General features: G+C 73.3%; 9 protein-coding genes. All 9 read right to left on the bottom strand.

Translation table 11 applies throughout. The features are described from left to right. Positions 1 to 8: 8 nt before the first annotated feature. Positions 9 to 455: a hypothetical protein gene (locus ACWEPX_RS16010; RefSeq protein WP_451897919.1), complete on the bottom strand. Its 447-nt coding sequence runs from the start codon at positions 453 to 455 to the stop codon at positions 9 to 11. Further along, positions 452 to 964: a DUF1772 domain-containing protein gene (locus ACWEPX_RS16015; RefSeq protein WP_451897920.1), complete on the bottom strand. Its 513-nt coding sequence runs from the start codon at positions 962 to 964 to the stop codon at positions 452 to 454. Before ACWEPX_RS16015 ends, ACWEPX_RS16010 begins: the two co-directional genes overlap by 4 nt. A gap of 108 nt (positions 965 to 1,072) precedes the next feature. Next, on the bottom strand, positions 1,073 to 2,089 hold the full coding sequence (locus tag ACWEPX_RS16020) for an acetamidase/formamidase family protein (protein ID WP_451897921.1): 1,017 nt from the start codon (positions 2,087 to 2,089) through the stop codon (positions 1,073 to 1,075). Further along, positions 2,086 to 3,486, bottom strand: coding sequence for an APC family permease (locus ACWEPX_RS16025; RefSeq protein ID WP_451897922.1), 1,401 nt, complete (start codon positions 3,484 to 3,486; stop codon positions 2,086 to 2,088). Before ACWEPX_RS16025 ends, ACWEPX_RS16020 begins: the two co-directional genes overlap by 4 nt. A 174-nt stretch (positions 3,487 to 3,660) precedes the next feature. Continuing rightward, on the bottom strand, positions 3,661 to 5,187 hold the full coding sequence (locus ACWEPX_RS16030; RefSeq protein WP_451897923.1) for an MFS transporter: 1,527 nt from the start codon (positions 5,185 to 5,187) through the stop codon (positions 3,661 to 3,663). 64 nt (positions 5,188 to 5,251) lie between these two features. Beyond that, positions 5,252 to 6,973, bottom strand: coding sequence for an ADP-ribosylglycohydrolase family protein (locus ACWEPX_RS16035; protein ID WP_451897924.1), 1,722 nt, complete (start codon positions 6,971 to 6,973; stop codon positions 5,252 to 5,254). Between the two features lie 2 nt (positions 6,974 to 6,975). Beyond that, positions 6,976 to 9,144, bottom strand: a complete 2,169-nt coding sequence (locus ACWEPX_RS16040) for an ADP-ribosylglycohydrolase family protein (protein ID WP_451897925.1) — start codon at positions 9,142 to 9,144, stop codon at positions 6,976 to 6,978. Continuing rightward, positions 9,131 to 9,595, bottom strand: coding sequence for a hypothetical protein (locus tag ACWEPX_RS16045; RefSeq protein WP_451897926.1), 465 nt, complete (start codon positions 9,593 to 9,595; stop codon positions 9,131 to 9,133). The genes ACWEPX_RS16040 and ACWEPX_RS16045 overlap by 14 nt, the downstream gene beginning before the upstream one ends. Positions 9,596 to 9,656: 61 nt before the next feature. Next, on the bottom strand, positions 9,657 to 15,866 hold the full coding sequence (locus tag ACWEPX_RS16050; RefSeq protein ID WP_451897927.1) for a toxin glutamine deamidase domain-containing protein: 6,210 nt from the start codon (positions 15,864 to 15,866) through the stop codon (positions 9,657 to 9,659). Between the last annotated feature and the right edge of the window lie 278 nt (positions 15,867 to 16,144).

Raw genomic sequence — 16,144 nt, forward strand, 5'->3', positions numbered from 1 at the left:
CCTCCTGGCTACTGCGGACCGAGCCCCGGCACGGCCCGGGCCAGCACCCAGCTCACCGCGCCTGCTCCCGCCCCCGTCATGGCTCCGGTGACCAGACTGCTGCCCACCGAGAAGACCCGCAGCACCAGCCCCTCGGCAGCGGGCGCCAGCGAGCCTGCGAGGGCGCCGCCCAACCGCGGCCGGTCGCCCGCGAACGCCTCGGCCCAGAGGATCTGGTGGGTGGCGGCGAGCAGCACGCCGTACGCGACGCCCACGGCGAGCAGCGCCAGGAACGGGTTCGGCACCCGCCGCCACAGCACGTACCCGACCCACACCGCGAGCGGGGCGAACACCAGCAGGCCGTTGACCAGCGGGCCGACCAGCGCCAGGTCGTGGGCGACCGCCCTGGGCACGCCGAGCGCGGCGAGGCCGAGCACGGCCAGCGGCGGGAGGCCGATGGAGCGGCGCGCGGTCACGCCGCCCGCCCGGTCAGCGCGTGGACGCGGTGATAGCGCAGGAGCCCGGTGAAGGCCAATGCGGCGGTGACGGCGCTCATCCCGAGGCGGAACCAGTGCCCGGTCTGGAATTCGTCCGCCGTCCGCTGCAAGAACTCCGCCGCGTGCACGGCGATGCCTTCCTCGAACATGATGTCGTTGCGCGGCCAGAAGAACACCATCGAGAACAGCCATTCGCCGACCACGAGCGTCCCCAAGCTCGCCGCGATCCACCACCGCGCCTGCTCGACCCGCCGCAGCAGCACGGCGGTCGCCACGCCGGCGACCGCCGTGACCAAGCCGATCACCGGGAAGAAGTCCGCCGGGCCAGTGATGGTGAAGAACTCGACCGACTCAGCGAGCGACGCGGGCGCGTCGTGGAACACGTTGGGGTAGATGACGATGGTCTCGACCGCGATGCCGCCGAAGGCCACCAGGGCGATCCAGGCATACGCGACCGACACCGCGAGGCGAGCCGAGGGCAGGCGCACGAGATCTCCGTCCGGAAGGGAATGGGACTGAGATCGAGGCTAGGGCGTCGTTTCGCGGAGTGCGTACGTCAGGAAGCGCCTTCTGACTACGTAATCTGACGTACGGCGCTACCGCTCTGCCAGGTATCGCGCTCCGATCTCCCGCAAGCGGGAGTGGATTCCGTCGTAGGCGGTGACCTTGCCCAGGATGCTCTTGGGGAACTTGGCCAGCATCGTGTACGTGGTGTCCACGACGTTGCCCGCGGGGGCCAGGCCCGCCTGGCTGACCAGCTGGTAGGCGTCGAGGGCGTCGAGGCCCAGCAAGGCCGCCGTCCAGCCGACCATGTCGTGCTGGCTGATGCGGAAGGCGTCCTCCAGCGGGCGGGCCGAGCCGGTGGACATCAGGTGCGCGTCGGTTTCCAGGCGGGGCCAGGCCGGGACGGCTTCCTTGATCAGGTCGACGACGACCACGGTCGCCATCGCCGCTTCCACGCCCGTGCCGCAGACCTCGCCCTCGCCCTGGCGGCAGTGGCCGTCGCCGATCGAGATGAGCGCGCCGGGGACGTTGACCGGGAAGTACGCCGTCGTGCCCGCACGCAGCTCCGGGGTGTCCATGTTGCCGCCGTGCGGGCCGGGGCTGATGCTCATCAGCACCTCGTTGGCCGCGGGCGCGACGCCGACCGTGCCGTGCATCGGGTCCAGCGGCAGCTCCACCTCGAAGTCGGCGCTGCGCGCGTGGAACCGGCAGACGCCCTTGGCCGCGTCCACGTCGTAGATCCACACCCGCTCGGGGAGGGCGTCGTGCAGCATCGCGGTGGTGTGGGTGGCGGTCAGCGCGCCGAAGTGCGGGAAGGTGGTGGAGACGGCCCAGTCGCGGGCCGGGCGGATGTCGATGAAGTGCACCGCCACGGCGTCGCCCGGCTCGGCGCCCTCGACCGCGATCGGGCCGGTCACCGGGTTGAGGTACGGGAAGGTGCAGACCTGGCTGGGCAGGTCGCCCACGGTGCGCACGGCCCCGCCGAAGCAGTCCTCAGTGGTCAGCTCGACCACCGTGCCCGGCCGCACGGTCAGCAGCGGTTCCCGGCCGCCGAAGGTGTAGGCCAGGTCCCCCCGCTCCGGGGCCAGGCGCACGACCTCGATGCTCACTTCTTCTCCTCCTCCGTCCCGCCGATGCCGGGCAGCCGCAGACCGCGGCCCGCCACGAGCAGGGCGACCATCAGCAGTATCCCCGCCCCGAGCCACACCAGCCCGCTGGTCTGCGCGGCCAGCTTGGCGTTGACGACCACGTAGGCCAGGATCGCGAACCCGATGACCGGGGCGATGAGGTGCTTCCACCAGTTGCGGCTGCGCTGGCGGACCACGTAGTGCACCACCACGGCCACGTGCAGCACCAGGAACGCGGTCATCGCCCCGAAGTTGACCAGCGAGCTGAGCAGGGTGATGCCGTCGTCGCGCGACTGCATGTAGAGCCCGAGCGCCAGCGAGATCGCGGCGACCAGCAGGGTGGCGTTGACCGGCACGCGCCGCTTCGGGTGCACCTTGGACAGGAACTTGGGCAGGCTGCGGTCGCGCGACATGGCGAACAGCAGCCGCGAGGTCGCCGCCTGCGCCACGAGCGAGTTGGCGAAGCCCCAGGCCACCGCCGTCGCCGCGGCCGTCAGGATCGCCAGCCACTCGCCGCCCGCCACGCGCGCCGCGTCGTAGAACGCCGTGCCGCCCGGGTCGCCGTCGGCCAGCAGGGAATCGGCGTCGGGCACCAGCATGGCCGCCACCCACGTCTGCACGATGAACAGCACGCCGACCAGCAGCAGCGCCGCCACCATCGACCGGCCGATCGCGCGCGCCGACTCGCGGTTCTCCTCGGCCAGCGTGGAGATCCCGTCGAAGCCGAGGAAGCTGAGCACCGCGATCGACACCGCGCCGAAGACCAGCGGCCAGGAGAAGGTCCCGGCGTCGAAGAAGGCGTCGAAGCTGAACCCGCGCCCCTTGCCCTGGGCCACCGCGACCACGCCGATGCCGATGAAGACCGCCAGCACCACCAGCTCGGCCACCAGCATGATCCGGTTGACCCGGGCGGTCATCTCGATGCCCAGGTAGTTGACCGCGGTGTTGAGCAGCACGAACGCCACCAGCCACAGCCACAGCGGCACGGCGGGCACCAGCGAGTTCATCGCCACGCTGGCGATCAGGTAGAGCAGGCCGGGCACCAGGACGTAGTCCAGCAGGATCATCCACCCGGCCAGGAAGCCGACCGGCGCGCCGATGCCCCGGCCCGCGTAGGTGTAGACCGACCCGGCCAGCGGGAACGCCTTGGCCATCTGGGCGTAGGAGTTGGCGGTGAACAGCATCGCCAGCATGCCGATGGCGTAGGTCAGGGCGACCATGCCGCCGGAGCCCTGGAACACCCCGCCGAAGATGCCGAACGGGGCGATCGGCACCATGAAGATCAACCCGTAGATGAGCAGGTCGCGGAAGCCCAACGACCGCCGCAACTCCTGGGTGTAGCCGTAGCGTCGCAGCTCGCTGTCCTGGCTCTGGTTCATGGCCGTCCTCCTCGCCGGTGACCCCGGGGGGAACATACTCCTTCGGATTGAAAAGTTTTATTACGGAAAGAACTCGGCCGCCGCGACCATCGAGCTATCCCCCGGGGGAGGAGCAGGGCGAAGCGCGCCGGGCGGCCCTCCGCGGAGGACCGCCCGGCGCGCGTGGGAACCCCGTTAGTGCTCGGCCTTCTGGGGCGCCAGGCCGCGGAGGCCGACCACCGCGATGGCGGTCATCGCGGCCAGCAGCCCCGCGGCGGCGTAGGCCGTGATCGACGTGCCGTCGACGAACGCCCGCTGCGCGGCCTCGGTGACCTGGGCGCCGAGGTGCGCTGGCAGGTCGCCTGCCGTCGTGAGCGCGCCGCCGATGGAGTCGCGGGCGGCGTCCTCGGTGTCGGTGGGGAGCTCGGCCGGGAGGGACAGCGAGGAGCGGTAGACGGCGGTGCCGATGGTGCCGAGGACCGCCAGGCCGAGGGCCCCGCCGAGCTCGTTGCTGGTCTCGGAGATCGCCGAGGCCGCCCCCGCCCGCTCCGGCGGCGCAGCGGAGAGGACGACGGTGGTGGCCAGGACGGAGGGGGCCGCCAGGCCTGCCGCGCCGATGACGGTCGCCGTGATGAACCAGGGGAAGGACGTGCCGACGGTGAGTGCCATCAGGACGAACCCCGCGGCGGCCACGGCCATCCCGCCCGCCAGGATGACGACCGGGCGCACCCGGGTTGCGATCGCGGACGTCACGGCCAGGCCGACCACCATGCCGCCGGTCTGCGGCAGGAGCCACAGGCCCGCGGCCAGCGTGCTGTAGCCCTCGACGAGCTGCAGGTACTGGGCGGTGAACAGGTTGAACCCGAGCATCACCGCGGCGCCGACGGTCATCGTGGCGATGCCGATGCCGAACACCGGGCGGCGGAACAGGGCCAGGTCGAGGAACGGGTCGTCGAGCCGGGTCTGGCGGCGCAGGAAGGCCAGCAGCAGCGCCAGGCCGAGCACCAGGCCCAGGGCGAACCGCAGGCCGAAGCCGTGCTGCACGGCCTCCTTGAGCGCGTACACCAGCGCCAGGATCCCGGCGGTCGAGACCACGGCGCTGAGCAGATCGATGCGCCCCGGCGCCGGGTCGCTGGACTCGGGGAGGAGGAATGGTCCGACCACCAGCAGCAGGACCATCACCGGCACCGCGAGCAGGAAGACCGCGCCCCACCAGGCGAAGGACAGGATCGCGCCGCCCACCAGCGGGCCGAGCAGGCCGCCGACCATGAACCCGCCCATCCACAGGCTGATCGCGGTCGCGCGCTGCCGCTCGTCGGCGAACATCGTGCGGATCAAGGCCATTGTGGACGGCATCAGCGTCGCGCCTGCCACGCCGAGCAGGGCGCGCGCGGCGACCAGCAGCTCCGCGTTCGGCGCGTAGGCCGCCAAGATGGAGGCGACGGTGAACGCCGCCGCGCCGACCAGCAGCAGCTTGCGCCGCCCGATCCGGTCGCCGAGGTTGCCCATGACCAGCAGGAAGCCAGCCACCAGGAAGCCGTAGACATCGGTGATCCACAGCAGTTCCGCCGACGAGGGCGCCAGATCGGCGCTGATGTCGGGGATCGCCAGGTGCAGGACGGTCAGGTCCATCGTCAGCACCATCGTGGGCAGCAGCAGAACCGCCAGCCCCAGCCATTCCCTCGCCGTGGCGCGCGGGGGATCGGCAACGGTATTCGTCATGGGGCCGAACCCTAGGAGGTCGACCTAGCTGGAGATCAACCGATTAATGAGGACACTTCAGCCGCTAGCGCTCGACGGGCGGCGCGTCCGGCCAGTAGCGCTTGCGCCAGTTCTCCCGGTCGGACTGGCTTTCCCGCCAGATCCCGTGCAGGGCGAAGTTGGCGAATGTGTCCTCGGCCACGTTCTCCACCACGCCGAGCCGGTCGAGGGCGGCGACCCAGGCCGCGGGCAGGCCCGCGGTGCCGTGGCGGGCGCCGAGCAGGGCCCCGGTGATGGCGGCGGTCAGCGGCAGGTCGCCGCGGTGGCTCACCGCCAGCAGCAGGGCCGTCGTCGGGTCGTAGTCGCGCTTGGCCGCGGCGAGCAGGGCGCGGGCCAGCACCGAGCCGGGGGAGCGGCCGTCGCCGAGGCCGTCGAGCTGGTCCTCGTCGTCGGCGCCGCGGTCGTCGCGCAGGTCGAGCAGGGCTTGCGCCGAGGCGTAGAGGCCGTCGCGGGCCAGTTCGCGCAGCGGGACGCAGGTCGGCCAGCGGAACTCGCGGTCGAGCATCTTGTGCAGCACCCGGACCAGGGTCCCGATGCTGCTGCGCGTCTGCTGGTCCGCGTCCGGCCCCCACAGCGCGCTTGCCACATCGATGCCGAAGGAGGTCGTGTCGCCGACCCGGCCGCCGCAGGCCGCCGCGGCGGGCAGCGCGGTGGTGAGCAGGGCGGCGGGACCGGCCAGCGGCGGCAGCTCGGCGCCCAGCACGGCGGTCAGCCAGCTGGGCTCCCCGACGGGCAGCGACGGCGGGACCGCGCGGTCCTCGTCGGCGAAGGCGCGGATCACCGCGACCGACTGGGCCAGCAGGTGGCGGGTCAGCGGGCCCCAGCGCAGCGGCGCGCCGTCCGGGTGCTGCCCGGACTCTGCCAGCAGGCCCACCGCCTCGCCGAGCGCGAAGCCGACGTAGGCCCCCGACAGCGCGAAGGCGGAGAAGGCGCTGTAGGGCGCCTCGGCCCCGAACTTCCCGAAGTTCCACGGCCGCGGCCGCAGCGCACCGTCCGCGTCGTACCGCTCGACCAACCCCGCGGCGCGCAGGTCCTCCGGCCAGCTCTCCGGCTGACCGGCGCGGCGGCGCTCCAGGTTGTCCTGCCAGATCCGGGCCGCGGCGCCGTAGCTGCGGGCCTCGGCGGTGGAGAACCCCCGGCCGCCCTCGCGGGCCGCGCTGCCCGCCCGGCTCAGGTCCGCGCAGGCCACGCCCGGCTCCAGCTCGGGCAGCACCAGCTCGGCCTGCTCGATCTCCGGGGTGTCCAGCTCGGGGGTGTCGAACAGCTCGGCGGCGCTGATGGCCACGTTGAAGAGGGGCACGCCGACCTTGACCGACGCCGAGAGCCGCGGGTCGGCGGTGCGCCGCCACACCTTGAGCTGGGTGCGCACCACCTTGGGGTAGAGCGCGGGCACCTTCTCCAGCGAGCCCGCCACCGGGACCGCGGTCATCCGCGCCGGGATCTCCGCGGGCAGGTACACCGGGCAGTCGAGCACGTGCCGCAGGAAGGTCTCCCGGGAGATCCACCGCCGGTAGAGGTATCCCGCGAGCAGGTCGAGCCGGCTGGTCGGGGGCGCTCCGCCGATCCAGCGGTAGCCGTCGACGTAGTCGGGGTTGGGCCGGGCGGGGCCGTTGGGCAGCCACCGGGCGTCCAGCGGCACCTGCTCCCAGCGCAGGACCGCGCGGTCCGGGGCGGGCACGCCCGGCAGCGCCGAGCCGTCCCACTCGCTGTCGACGACCGGGACTTCCTCGTACACGATGTCGGACACGGTCACTCCAGGTCACCCACGGGGTAGCGGCGCAGCCAGTCCGCCGAGCGGGTGACCGGCGGCGGCGTGCGGTCGAAGTGGAGCACGGCGTCGGTGGCGACGCCCTCGATCAGCGCCCGCAGCTCCAGCGGCTCCCGCAGCTCGGCGGGCAGGCCGGGCAGCCCGGTGCGCGCGCCGAGGAAGGCGCCGACCAGCGCCCCGGTCAGCGCGCTGCGCCCGGAGTGGTTCACCGCCCGCCGCAGCGCGGCCGCAGGCCGGTTCTCGAAGCCGGTGACCGCCGCGAACGCCCGCCCGAGCGCGGACACCGCGGACCGGCCGTCGCCGATGAGCTCGGGGTCGCGGTGGTCCGCCTCCCCGACCCGGAAGTCCGGCATGGACTCGGCCACCACCGCGGCGATCTCGTCGGTGGGGGCGGGCACGTCCCGGCCCGCCACCCAGACCGGCGCGCTGAACATGTCCTTGGTCAGCAACTGCTGGAACAGCTCGGCCAGGTAGGCCACCGCGGCCAGGTCCGACTCGTCGCGGTAGAGCACGCCTGCGGCCAGCCGGGCCGCCCGGGCCGCGGAACCGGTCTCGGAACCCGCCAGCGTCAGCGCGGCGGGCAGCGCGGCCACGAGCACCCCGGCGCCGCTGATCCGCGGCTGCGGGGTGCCCAGCACCAGCGCCCTGGCCGCGGCGAACTCGGCGGGATCGGGGTTCCGATCGGCGCGCAGGTCGACGACGTTGGTCAGCAGGCCGTCGGCCTTGGGCCAGGGGATGCCCTGGGTGTTCACCCAGCGGCACCAGGCATGGCGGATCGCCCGGCGCAGGGCCAGCTCCCCGCTCGGCGCGCCGCGGTACGGGCTGCGGATCACGCCTTCGGTGAGGAACAGCAGCTGCTGGGTCAGCGGACCGATCTGGCCGGGCCGGGTGTAGGGCTTGCCGTAGCCGCCGAGCCCGCCCGGCCCGTGCTCGGCGCGGATGCGCTCCAGCGGCACACCGTCCACAGCGGAGCCCAGCGCCTCGCCGATGGCGAAGCCCACGTACGCCCCGACCACGCGGTGCCAGCCGTACCGCACCTCCTCGACCGGTTCAAGGAGGTACTTGCCGAACGTGTCGACCACCGGGTACGTGCTGCCGTCGGCGCGGTACCGCTTGGTGCGCGCGATCTGCCGCACGGGCGCGTTCTCCGGCTTCTTGAGCCAGTTGACGGCCCGGACCGTGTCGCAGCACTCCTGGAAGGTCAGCTCGTAGCCGCGCTGCCGGGCGGCGGGCCCGGCCTGCTGCGGCATCCGCTCGGGCGCGGCGAGCCCGGCCTCGGCGGCGGTGCGCGCGGCGAGGTCGTCCAGCTCCGGGGTCAGCTCGTCCACCATGCCGGTCTCGTGCACCCGCGGCGCGCGGCGCGGGAGCGCGGCCAAGCTCTGCGCCAGCTCCGCGCGGGTCACCGGGACGTCGGTCCAGCCGATGTTGAGCAGGTACGTCGTCGCGGGGTCCGGGGTGTGCTCGATCAGGGTGGCCAGGTCGTAGCGCAGCAGCGCCCGCGCGTCCGGCGGGAGGTGGCGGGTCGCGGTGAACACGCGCAGCCGCTTGTTCTCGTGGTCGAACTGCCGCAGGTCGAGCTGGTGGGGGGCGCTGGCCTCGACGAAGACCTCGGACTCGGTGAGCCCGGCGAGGAACCGGGCGCGGTCGACCCAGCCCTGCTGGGCGAACAGCACGAGCGCGTCGAGCGGGTTCTCCGGCGCGGGGAAGCCGCGTTGCAGCGGGCCGACCCGGTAGTCGGGGTTGGGGCGGTAGCCGACCTGCCTGCCCTCGGCGTCCACCTGCCGCCAGCCGCGCACCACCGCGCGCGGCACGCCCAGGTGCCCCAGGCCGGACTCGGCGTAGTCCGGGTCCACGTCCTCGTGCTCGGCGGGCTGCCCCGGCAGGCTGACCGGGGTGCTGATGCCGCCCGCGTGCGGGTGCGCGAAGCGCAGCTCGCCGTCGGGCTCGCCGACGATGAGCGCGGGCGGCGGGAAGATCTGCCGACCGGCCTGCCCGTGGTCCAGGAAGGCGATCGCGTTGTAGGGCACGTACCAGCCCTCGGGGCCGCGCACCACCGAGCCGGGGTCCACGCGCACGGGATTGCCCGGCGCGGCCCGGTTCAGCTCGTCGAGCCACGCGGTGGCCCTGGCGATCGCCTCAGCCGCGTCCACCGGGGAATTCTTCTTCCTCGTCGATGGTCGGCTCCGGCCCGGACTGGCCGAGCCAATTGTCGAACTCGGCGACGCCCTGCATTTCCGCGGCGCGGTCCTCCCGCGTCGGCCGGTACCACTGCAATCCGGTGCGAATGGTGAGCAGGTCGGCGATGTAGGCGCTGATGTCCACGTCGTCGTATTCGACGTCGTCGCTGCCGTCGGGGGCGAAGAGGAAGCCCTTCTCGGCGACCGAGCTGACCAGCTTCGCCACTTTCTTGCCGCCGATCCCGCGCACCGGCACCAGCGAGAGCTTGAGGCCGAGCACCAGGGCGACCTGGGCGTACCAGCGCTGGTATTCGCCTTCGGCGAAGGCGCAGCCGAGCGCCTGCCCGACCCGCTGGGCCACCTGCTCGATTTCCTCGTCGGTGTCCGCGCGCACGTTGAGGAAGATCTCCTGGCGTCTGATCACTCGGCACTCCTTTCACGTGGCCGGAACGTCCGGGGCTGCGCTCCCCGGCATCCTAGTCGGGTCACCAGGGCTGCACTGCGCGGATGGCGATCACCGATTCCTCGATTCCCTTGACGTGCGGGAAGGCCTCCTTGAGCGCCGCGCCGATCTGCGCGCCGAGGCGGGCGATATCGCGCGGCCGGGTGCCGTCGGGCATGATTTTGTCGGCGTCGGCGTCCAGCATCGGGTTGTTGGTGACGATTTCGTCGAATGTCGCCTGGTCGACCACGACGTAGAGGTCGACGTCGAAGTCGTTGGGGTCGAACCGGGTCTTGCCCTTGTGCGCGCCGCGCCAGCCGGTCTGCATGCTGCCGATGTAGCCGATGGGGTTGCCGCGGTAGTTGAACTCCGACAGCACCTTGTCGATCTTGGCCTGGACCTCGCGGAAGCCCGCCTCCCACGCCTCGGTGCCCTCGCGGTCGATGGTGCCCTCCGCCCGGCCCTCGGCCAGGTCGGGGTCGCCGGTGCTGTTGGCGAAGGAGGCCAGGTCGTCCAGCAGCCCGCGGGCCTCGTCGGTGAAGCCCTGGATCAGGCGCTCGGCCCGGGCCGCGCCGTCGGGGGAGAGCGCGTACTCGTTGGACTTGCTGGGGAACAGGTCCTTCCACAGCGACTTGAACGCCGCGGTCTGGCGGGCCTGCAGGTCGGCGATGCGCCCGGCCAGCTCGGCCTCGAACCGGGCCCGGGTCTGCGGGTCGGCGGTGCGCTCCATGTAGCTGCGGAAGTTGTCGATCGCCACCCAGGACCGGCGGAACTCCGGCGTGCCCGGCAGCTCGCCGGCGAAGCCGTTGGCGACCTCGTTGGAGGTCGTGCTGTCCAGGCCAAGCGCGTCCTGCAGGGCGGCGGCCGCCGCGCCGATGTCGGGCTCGCGGCGGGGCTCGGGCCGGTTCTCGAAGCGCTCGACCGCGCGGGCCAGGCGGTGCATCGCCGCGCGGGCGTCGAACATCGCGCGCACGTGCGGCGGCGTGGCCGGGCCGCCGTTGCGCTGGTAGGTCTCGGCGAAGGCCGTGCGCAGCTGGTTGATCTCGCTGCGGGTCAGGCCGAACTCGTGGCCGAAGTGGCCGATGCGCTGGTCGAACAGCGCCACGTCGCGGGCGGGGGAGCCGGTCGGGGCGCCGGTGGAGTCCATCGACTGGTGCATGGTGGGGGCGTCGATGATGCTGGTGCCCGCGTCCGGGTCCCACAGGAAGTTGCCCAGGTGCGCGTCGCCGTGGGCCAGGCTCGCCGGGCCGGGGTCGGCGGCGGCCGCGTCGAGGGTCCGGTCGACCGCGGCGCGGATCTCGTCGAGGTCGATGCCGCGCTCGTCCAGGATCGCCCGCCGGGCCTCCAAGCGCTCCAGGTGCTCGCGGATCGCGTCGGCGTGCGGGGCGAGGTAGTCCGGCGTCGCCCGCTGGTCGCTGCCGCGGTGCAGCTCGGCCATGCCGCGCGCGACCCCGGTCACCGCGTCGTGCAGATCCCGCATCGCGCCGTCGCGGTCCCAGGACAGCGGCACCCGCCGCAGCATCGCGTCGACGGAGGTCCCCGGCGCCAACGAGGAGAACAGCACCCCGCGCCGATCGCCGTCCGGCCCCGGCACCGAGGCGACCGCGAGGACGTCGGGCACGGTGAAGTTGTTCAGCTGCGCGTTGTGCAACTGATCCGCCGCCGACATCTCCGACGCGAACTCATCCGCGTCAGGAACGACCTTGACGACCCCGACCGGCTCGCCATCCACCAGCACCCGGTAGACGGGCCGCTCGGTGCGCACCCGCCCATCGCGCCCGCCGATCGGCTCCAGCGTCACCTCACCGTCGAACACCGTGCTGGCGAGCTGGCGAATCGACTCCTCGGAGGCGTCGGGGAGGGTGGGCAGGCTGTTGATCAGCTCGGCGGCGGCGTCGGGGTCGACGGCGCCGGTGTCGGTGCGGGTCTGGGCAGCGGCTTGGCGAGCGGCGTCGACGGCTTGGGCCGGGGTGGGGCGGGTGCCGTCGGACTCCGGGGCGGAGCCGTAGCTGACGGGCTGCTGCTGCTCGGGGCTCGCCGGGGGGCGCTCGGCCGCGCGATCACTGGAGTCGGACGCCCGCGTGGCATCGGCCTCCGACGTGGGGCGCTCGGATGGCTTGGTGGTGTCCGGAGTGCGGGCAGTGGTGTGTTCGGGCCGGCCGGTGGGGTCGGAGGTGCGGCTGGTGTCGGCTTCCGGCGCGGGGCGCTCGGTGGGCCTTGGGGTGTCCGGGGCGCGGTTGGCGTCCGAGGTGCTGTGCTCGGGTCGGCTCGTGGTGTCGGAGGAGCGCGTGGCGTCGGTTTCCGGCGTGGAGCGCTCGGTGGGCTTCGGGGTGGTGCTTTCGGGTCGACCCGTGGTGTCGGAGGTGCGGCTGGGGTCGGCTTCCGGCGTGGAGCGTTCGGCGGGCCTTGTGGTGTCCGGAGTGCGGGTGGTGTCGCTGTCCGCTGCGGTGCGGTCGAGTCCGCCCGTGGTGTCGGTGGTCCTGGTGTCCGAAGTGGTGTACTCGGCTCGGCCCGTGTCGGGTGCGGGGCTGGTGTCCGCCGCGGTGCGGTCGGTGTCGGGAGAGCGGGTGGCGTCGGCGTCCGCCGGGGTGCGTGCGGGCTCGCTCGTGGCGTCGGGGGCCGGCGCGATCCGGTCGGGCTCGCTCGTGGTGGGGGTGCGGGTGGCGTCGGACTGCTGTGGGGAGCCCGTGGGATCTGTGTCCGGCGTGGTGCGATCGGGCTGGCCCGGGGTGCCGCTGGTTTCCGAAGCCGGGCGCTCTTGCGTGTTCGGGCTATCGGTTCCCGGTGCGCGGTCGGTGGGCTGCGGGGTGCCGGGGGTGCCGTCGCTGTCCGCTGCGGTGTGGTCGGACTCGCTCGTCGGAGCGTCGGTGTCCGATGTGGTGGGTCCGGGCTGGTGCGCGGGGGTGCGGGTGTCGGCGCCCGTCTCGGCGCGTTCGGGCTGACCTGGGGTGTCGGGGCGCTCGGGGTCCGAGGGGCGGGTGTCGCTTGCGGGTTCGCCGGTCGGGGGCTGGGTGTCGGCGGCGGGGGTGCGCGCGTCCGTGCCGCCTGTGGTGCGGTTGGCGACCTGGTTGAGGTCGACGGGGAGGAGGTCGAGGCGGTGCGGGGGGTGGGGGAGGTTCATCAGGCCGCCGGTTTGCGGGTCGATGAACGCGACGCCGTGGGGGGTGTTGGTGACGACGGCGACGTGGCCGCGCAGCTGGCCCGACGAGTCCGCGTACTGCACCGCGACGACGGCGTGGCTGCCCGGTGGGGCGTCGCGCATCGTGCGGATCACGCTGTCGTAGTCGCGGTGGGGCTCGAAGGTGCCGCCGAGGGCGTCCTGGACGCGGTCGAGCGTGCCCAGCTCGTGCAGGCGCTCCGGGCGGATCGGGTCGGCGGTGGCGTCCGTCCCGACCATGCGCTGCATGTAGGCGACGACGCCGTTGGTGCAGTTGGTCTGGTAGCCGTTGGCCCAGGCGTCGCGGTCGGTGAAGTGCGGGTTGACCGCGGCCAGCTCCGGGTGGTTCTCCGCGACGTACCTGGCGTCCTGGTCCGGGTTCGCCGTGCCCGCGTGGATCGCGGGCTCGCTCGGCGGGTTCGTCGCCTGGGCGAGGGGCGACCAGTCGTGGTTGCCCGGGGGCGGGCCGTCGAGCCGGGACGAGGTGTCGGGCTGCTGGTCGGGCGAGCCCGAGTAGTCGGGCGCGGTGTCCCCGCCGCCGAGGCGGTCGGCGATCGAGGTGTCCGGGGGCGCCGGGGCGGGCGGGGTGTCGGACTTGGGCGGGCCGTTGAGGGCCTGCTCGATGGCCGACGGGCCGCTCTCCGCCCGCGCGGCGTGGCTGTCGGGGTGCACCGGGCCGTCGCCGGTGTGGTAAGGCAGCGACTGGACCGACGAGGTGCTGTCCGGCACGGTCGCCAGGCGGTTGCCTGCCGGGTCGACCAGCGCGACGCCGTGCTCGGTGCTCAGCGCCAGCAGCACCGAGTGCTTCTGGGTCGGCGGCGGGCCGGGATCGGTGTGCTCGACCGACAGCGCGGTGCGCGAGCCAATCGGGAGGTCCCGGGCGCTGTCGACCGCGTCGGCGAGGGAGTTGTGGTTGGTCCACTCGCCGCCGAGCTGGGAGCGCAGGGCGTCGCGCTGGGCGGCCGGGTCGCTGCCCTCCGGGCTGGGGTCGGCGACGGCCTGGGAGTCGTGCGCCATCCGGTGCTCGTAGGCGAGCACGGACTCGGCGCCGTTGTTCTGGTAGGCCGGGTCGGACTCGTAGAACTTGCGGTTGACGCCTTCGAGTCGTGGGGCGATCTCGTCCAGCAGGCGGCGCTGCCGCTGCGGGGTGCCGTCGGACTCCTCGCTGGCGACGGTGTCGTGGTGCAGGGCCGGGGTCGGCAGCGACGGCGAGGGCCGGTCGAGCGAGCCCCACCCGTCCGCGGGCTCGTACATCTCCGGCCGCCGGTCCTCGGCGATCTCGGTCGGCTCGGTCTCCTTGCCCTGGTGCAGGCCGAGCGGGTCGAGCGCGTCGGCGAAGTGGTTGGCCCGCACGTCGTCGGCCCCGCGCGTCCGGGCGCGCTGCTCCTCGATGCGCTGGTCGACCTCCTCCGGCGACATCCACTTCGGGTGGTCCGGGGTGATCTCCTCGGCGTGGATGACCCACTTGGTGGTGCTGGGACCGACCGTGCCGTCGAAGTTGACCTTGCCGGGGACGGTGACGAGTTCCTTGCGGGTCACCAGGAGCTGCGTGCGCGGCTTGGACAGCACCTCGCGCTCATGCGGCTTCGACGACAGCCCCTCGATGTCGCGCCCGGTCTTGGACATGATCCGCAGCTCGACTGGCGCGGAGTCGGTCAACGCCTTCCGGTGGGTGTCGGTCACCTTCGACGAACTCATGAACCCCGGCTCGACGTAGACCTCCCCCTCGGGGAACTGGTCGGCCAGCAGCCGGGCCCCGGCCTTGCCCTCGCCGACCCCCATGAACCGCACGGTGGGGCCGACGTGCGGGCGGAGCTCGTTGAGGCCGGAGACGAGGGTCCGGGCGTAGTCGAGGTGCTTGTCGAGGTCCTCACCGGTGCGCAGGGCGCGGTTGACCTCCTGGAAGCCCTCGTTGTGCGTGTAGGTCCGGACGGCGACGGCACCGAGGTCGGACATGTGCGCGTAGTCCGGATTCCGATCCCGGGCGTTGAGCGCCTCGCGGTGGATCTGGTCATGCCGAAGCTCACCGTTGTCCCGCACGACGCTGTTGATGAGCGTCTCCCGCATGCGGCGGTAGTGGGCGGGGTCGTCGGTGCGGTAGTTGGGGTCCTTGAGGAAGGACTCGTCGGGCCGCTGGTCGGCGTCGGGGGAATCGTCTGGGGTGGAGTCGACGTCGTCCTCGGCCGGACGATCCTGGGCCGGATCGTCCTGGGCCGGGTCGTCCTGGGCCGGGTCGTCCTGGGCCGGGTCGTCCTGAGTTGGGTCGTCTTGGGTGCGGCGGTCTTGGGTGGCGTCGTCCTGGGTGGGGCGATCTTGGGTGCGGCGGTCCTGGCTGGCGTCGTCCTCGGCGGGGGCGTCCTGGTTGGGGCGCTCCTGAGCCGGGTCGTCTTGGGTTGGGCGCTCCCGGGTTGGGTCGTCCGAGTCGGTGTGGTCCCGGGTTGGGCCGTCCGAGGAAGGGCCGTCCTGGGTGGGGTCGTCCTGCCGGGGGTCGTCCTGGGTCGGGTGGTCGTCGGACGGGTCGCTCTGCGCGGGGTCGTCCTGGGTGGGGCGATCCCGGGTTGAGGCGTCTTGCGGAGCGTCGCCTCGGGTGGGGTCGTCCTGGGGCGGGGTGTCCCGGGTCGGGTCCTGGTCCGATGTGGACTCCGGCTCGGTGGGATCCGACTTTGCTGGGGTGGGGTCGGAGGCCGGCTCGGAGGTGTCTGCGTCGCGCGTGGAGTCGGGCTTGTTCGACGCCGTGTCGTCGGTGCGTTCGGGGGTGTGGTCCTGCTTGGGGGTGGGGTCGCTGTCGCGGGTGGGGCCGGTGGTGGGCGCGGAGCTGGTGTCCGAGGTGGAGGTGGCTTCCGGGGTGGAAGCGGTGTCGCGGGCGGTGGACGTGGCGTCCGGGGTGACCGCAGGGTCGCTCGGCTTGCCCGTGGTGTCTGGCCGGCCGGAGGCGGGGGTGCCTGGGAGGGCGGGCTCCGGCTGCGGGCGCGGGTCGGCTCGGTTCGGGTCGGCTGGGGGGACCGTCGCCTGCTGGGGTTGCGCGGGCGGGCGGGTGCCCGGGTGGGCCGGGGTCGGCTGGGGGTGCGGGGGCTGGCCCTGGGGGTAGCCCTGCATGCCCGGTGCAGGCTGCTGCGGAACCGGCGCGCGGCCGGTCGCGGGAGGCTGCGGGTAGCCCGTACCGCGAGGCGGCGGGATCGGCTGTCCACTGTGGAACGGAGGCTGGGCGTACCCAGGCGGCACCGGTCGACCCGGCTGCGGCGGGTTCCCTTGCGCAGTGGGCCAAACGCCGCGCTGACCTGCCTGCGGCTGGCTGGGGTGCCCAGCGGCCATCGGCGGTTGCTGGTTGGGGTGCCCGGTGCCGGGCCGCTGCTGGTGCCCAGGGGCAGGCGGCT

It is taken from the genome of Actinokineospora sp. NPDC004072, assembly GCF_053604195.1.

Bases quoted from the DNA above. Each gene is read 5' to 3' on its own strand.
- ACWEPX_RS16025 (WP_451897922.1), bottom strand. From the start codon at position 3,486: ATGAACCAGAGCCAGGACAGCGAGCTGCGACGCTACGGCTACACCCAG.
- ACWEPX_RS16030 (WP_451897923.1), bottom strand. From the start codon at position 5,187: ATGACGAATACCGTTGCCGATCCCCCGCGCGCCACGGCGAGGGAATGG.
- ACWEPX_RS16050 (WP_451897927.1), bottom strand. From the start codon at position 15,866: ATGCAGGGCTACCCCCAGGGCCAGCCCCCGCACCCCCAGCCGACCCCG.